The organism is Devosia sp. (genome assembly GCF_034675085.1).
Taxonomy (GTDB): domain Bacteria; phylum Pseudomonadota; class Alphaproteobacteria; order Rhizobiales; family Devosiaceae; genus Devosia.
Genome location: NZ_JAUCDN010000272.1, coordinates 1 through 4,351 on the forward strand (window position 1 = coordinate 1; position 4,351 = coordinate 4,351).

Annotated in this window: 5 protein-coding genes; all 5 read right to left on the reverse strand. The window is 63.6% G+C overall.

Features of this window, described 5'->3' with window-relative positions:
* On the reverse strand, positions 1-588 hold a 588-nt coding region (locus tag VDP82_RS14475; protein WP_323015545.1), incomplete at its 3' end, for an ABC transporter substrate-binding protein.
* A gap of 192 nt (positions 589-780) precedes the next feature.
* Positions 781-2,262, reverse strand: a complete 1,482-nt coding sequence (locus VDP82_RS14480; RefSeq protein ID WP_323015546.1) for a tripartite tricarboxylate transporter permease — start codon at positions 2,260-2,262, stop codon at positions 781-783.
* Positions 2,259-2,726: a tripartite tricarboxylate transporter TctB family protein gene (locus tag VDP82_RS14485; protein ID WP_323015547.1), complete on the reverse strand. Its 468-nt coding sequence runs from the start codon at positions 2,724-2,726 to the stop codon at positions 2,259-2,261. The genes VDP82_RS14480 and VDP82_RS14485 overlap by 4 nt, the downstream gene beginning before the upstream one ends.
* Positions 2,727-2,884: 158 nt before the next feature.
* Positions 2,885-3,859, reverse strand: coding sequence for a tripartite tricarboxylate transporter substrate binding protein (locus VDP82_RS14490; protein WP_323015548.1), 975 nt, complete (start codon positions 3,857-3,859; stop codon positions 2,885-2,887).
* Positions 3,860-3,926: 67 nt separating this feature from the next.
* On the reverse strand, positions 3,927-4,351 hold a 425-nt coding region (locus tag VDP82_RS14495; protein ID WP_323015549.1), incomplete at its 5' end, for a dihydrodipicolinate synthase family protein.

Below are 4,351 nucleotides of genomic sequence, written 5' to 3' on the forward strand. Positions count from 1 at the left end.
TTGGTCGGGCACCCGCTCCTGGAGCTTATAGGGGCCGGTGCCAATGAAGCTCTCCAGCGGATCCTGGCCGGCACTGGCCGCCGGAATGATGATGGCGGCGGCGTTGTTGAACGAGAGCAGGGCGACCAGCGGCGCATAGGGGGTCTTGAGCGAGATGGTGACCGTGGCATCGTCGGTGGCCACGACGCTCTCGATCACCTCGGCGGCCTGCTTGCCGCGCGTGGCGATCTTCATCCAGCGCTCGAGCGAGGCGACCACGTCGGCCGAGGTCATCACTGAGCCATCATGGAACTTGATGCCGGTGCGCAGCGGGATCGTGTAGGTCTTTCCATCTTCCGAGATGGTGGGCAGGGCCGCGGCCAGCAGCGGCGTCGCGCCCCATTTGGCATCAAACGTGTAGAGCGTTTCGAACATGTGCTGGGTGACGATGCCCACCAGGTCCGCGGTCGACGCCATCGGGTCGAGCGTCGGCGGCTCGCCGATGGTGGCGACATCGATTATGCCACCCTGGGTCTGGGCATGGGCAAGTGCATTGCTGGACAGCAAGGCAACGACAGCGGTCGCCGCAAGCAAGGCGGTACGCTTCATCTGATCCTCCTCATATTCCTTAATATTGGAATATATACCTTTGTTACAGATGTAGCATGCACTCAGAACGACGATCGTCAAGCCCAGAATCGCGCCAGGCCACCGACACCCTGCAAGGAAGGTGGCGATGGCCCTGGTGCCAAAGGACAAAAAGTGAAACGGAGCCGGCCGATCAGGCGACCGGAAAGACCCTCACCGGCGCCTGAGCAGGCGGGCGAGCAAGGGCCAGACCCAGATGAAAATCGTCACCACGGCCAGCGAACCGGCGATGGGGCGATCGAAGAAGGCCGCAGGATTGCCGCCCGACTTCATCATGGAGGTGAGGAAATTCTGCTCGAGAAGCGGGCCGAGCACGATGCCGAGCACCAGTGGAGCGAGGGGAAAGCGAAAGGCCTCGAGCGCCACCCCGATGACACCGAACGCCAGGGCGATCGCCACGGCGGTGATGTTGTTCTCCATGGCAAAGGCGCCGATGAGGCAGAAAATGAAGATGATCGGCATCAGGATATTGAGGCGCACGGTCAGCATGACGCGGCTGAGCCGAATGGCGACCCAGCCCAGCGGGATCATCAGCAGGTTGGCGAGGAAGAAAGTGCCGAAAATGGCGTAGACCACGGCTGGGTTGTTGAGGAAGATGGTGGGGCCGGGATTGACCCCCTTCATGAACAGCACGCCGATGATGATGGCGGCGATGGCATCGCCGGGGATGCCGAAAACCAGCGAGGGGATGAACCCGCCGCTCACCGCGGCATTGTTGGCGGCGCCGGCCGCCGCCAGCCCTTCCTTGGAGCCGCGCCCGTATTCCTCGGGAGTGCGGGAGAATTTCTTGGCCAGCGAATAGGAAATCCAGGCGGCGATATCGGCCCCGGCGCCGGGCAGGATGCCCAGAACCGTTCCCAGGACATTGCCCTGGGCGATGGCCTTGCGCTCCTGCCATAAAATCTTGCCCTGTCCCTCGAACACCCCCCTGATGCTGGCCTGTTCGAGCTTCACGGGCTGGACGCGCTTGGCGTAGAAGCGGAAAATCTCGGAGAAGGCGAAGAGCCCGATCATCACCGGCACCAGGGACAGCCCGCCCAGAAGGGCGGTATTGCCGAAGGTGAAGCGCGGTACGCCACTGACCGGATCAATGCCGATAGTGGCCACGAACAGCCCCAAAGCGAGCGAGATGACACCCTTGGCGCGGGATGCCTGGATCATGAAGCCGGCCGTGGTGAGGCCGAGCAGGCAGAGCCAGAAATATTCGTAAGAGGAGAATTTCAACGCCACCATGGCCAGCGGCGGAGCAAAAAGGGCCAGGATGACCGCACCGAACAGCCCACCTATGGCGGAGGTCAGCAGGCAGATGCCCATGGCGATATGCGCCTGGCCCTTTTTTGTGAGCGCAAAGGCGTCATCGGTATAGGCCGCCGAGGCCGGCGTTCCGGGCATGCGGAGCAGCACCGAAGGGATATCGCCGGAGAACATGGCCATGGCCGACGCCGTGACCATGGCGGCCACCGCCGGAACCGGCTCCATATAGAAGGTCACCGGAACCAGAAGCGCCACCGCCATGGTCGCGGTGAGGCCGGGAAGCGCCCCCATGAACAGGCCAAAAGCCGCGCTGGCGACCATGACCAGCAGCACATAGGGGTCGAAAAGCAGGCTCAGGCCCGCAGCGATGTTTTCGATCATAGGTGGGCTCCGAAAGGCGCGAGCAGGCCGAGCGGGAGGGGCACCAGCAAAAGCTTGGCGAAAAGGATGTAGACGATGACCGAGCCGAGAATGCCGATGGCCAGCGCCTGCCAGACAGCGACCCGCCCGAGCAGCAGCAGGCCGGTGAGAATGATGGGCGCCAGGATCAGGAAGCCGATCTGCTGGGAGAAGAGGACATAGACCAGCCCCGCCGCCATGACGATGGCGGGCTTGGACCAATGGGTCAGTTCGGCCTCCTCATCCTCGACCTCGTCGGCATCACCGGCGGGCTTGAGCGCCAGGGCCCCACCCGCGACGGCGATCGCGATGCCCAGAATGCTGGGAAAGAAGCCGGCGCCATAGGCGATGTGGGTGGCCGCCAATGGCGGAGGAAGCTGGAGCGAAAGCACCAGGATTGCGACGCCCAGGGCGGCAAAGCCCAGACCGATCATTTTGTCCGTCATGCATGCCTCTCAGTTTGAAGCCGTCCGGCAGCTCGGGAAAACAGCGAACATCCAGCGGAAAATGCTCCAGGGCCCGGAAAAGATGGATGCCGGCGGGAGGAGTTCGCCGGCATCCAGTAAGGCGCGGGATTGTCGGGAGCGCAATCCGCTGCTGGCGCCTATTTTCCGGCCAGGGCGTTCAGCACCTGTTCGGTCTGGGCGAAATGCTCGCCGAGAAAGGCGGTGAAATCGTCATGGCCGAGATAGGCAATGCCGAAGCCGCGATCTTCCATGCCCTTGACGAAGCGGTCCTGCTGGACTGCATCGGCCACGGCAGCCTCGATCTTGCTAACCAGCGCCGGATCCATTCCGGCCGGGCCGGCCACGCCGCGCCAGGTGCCGCCGACATAGGAGGTACCGATGGCTTCCTTGACGGTGGGGATGGCGTCATCGATGGCCACGCGGTCTTCGCTCATCACGGCGAGCGTCTTGACCACACCCGCTTCCTTGAGCGCGGTGGTTTCGGGGATGGAGCAGAGCACGATGTCGATGCCACCCGAGGCCAACTCCTGCAAGGCCGCCGCCGAACCCTGTGCGGGGATCAGGTTGATCTTGCTGACGTCAACGCCTTCACCGAGCAGCATGGAGACGAAGGGAATATCCCAGCTGGCATTGCAGGTGCCGCCGCAGGAAATGTTGAAGGCGGACGGATCGGCCTTGATGGCGGCGATGAGCGTGCCCAGATCCTGATATTCGGAGTCGGCGGACACGTGGATTGCCGAAGGATCGGCATTGAACTGCGCGATGGCGGTAAAGCTCTCGGGCTGGAAATTGGCCTGCCCCAGAAGCGTGAACTGGGCGATGGGAGAGAGCTGACCCAGCGTGTAACCATCCGGCGGGGACGAGGTGTAGGTGGTGTAGCCGACAATGCCGGAGGCCTGAGCCAGATTGACCACCGGGAAGGGCTGACCGAGGGCGGCTTCAAGCTCAGCCGCCAGAAGACGGAAGGTGTAGTCCGAGCCGCCGCCGGCCCCGGCAACCACCACGAGCTGCACCGGGCGCTCGGGCCAGTCCTGCGCCTGCGCCTGCGCGAGCGGAGCCATGCTGCCGAGAAGGGCCGTGGTGGCCAGAGCGAGGGTGAAAAGTCTGTTCATAAAGGATCCTCCCTAGGATTGGATGAAGAGCGCCCCGCCTGAGGCGGCAGGGCGCGGGGCTTTGCCCTCAGTGCGGAATGGCCTTGAGAGCCTGGGCAATCAGTGCCTTGCGAGCATCGTCGGGCGCACGCATCGGCGCACGCGGCAAGGCGAAGGGCACACCCTGGAGCGACTGGGCATATTTGATGTTCGCCGGCAGATCGTCGGTGATGAGGGCGTTCCAGAAGCGCAGCAGGTTCTCGTGCAACACCTTGGCCTCGGCATGGTTGCCGGCCTTGACCAGATCCCACAGCTTGACGGTGGCCTTGGGCGCGGCGGCGGGATTGGCGGCGATGGTGCCGTGCACGCCGAGCACGAAGCTGGGATAGAGCAGCGCATCGACGGCGGTGAAGACGAGCTTGTCCTTGGGCAGATCGATCAGCAGGTCGGCGGTGAGTTTGAGATCGCCATTGGACTGCTTGACGCCGATCACGCCCGGAACCTCAAGCATGA

Bases quoted from the DNA above. Each gene is read 5' to 3' on its own strand.
- VDP82_RS14485 (WP_323015547.1), bottom strand. From the start codon at position 2,726: ATGACGGACAAAATGATCGGTCTGGGCTTTGCCGCCCTGGGCGTCGCA.
- VDP82_RS14490 (WP_323015548.1), bottom strand. From the start codon at position 3,859: ATGAACAGACTTTTCACCCTCGCTCTGGCCACCACGGCCCTTCTCGGC.
- VDP82_RS14480 (WP_323015546.1), bottom strand. From the start codon at position 2,262: ATGATCGAAAACATCGCTGCGGGCCTGAGCCTGCTTTTCGACCCCTAT.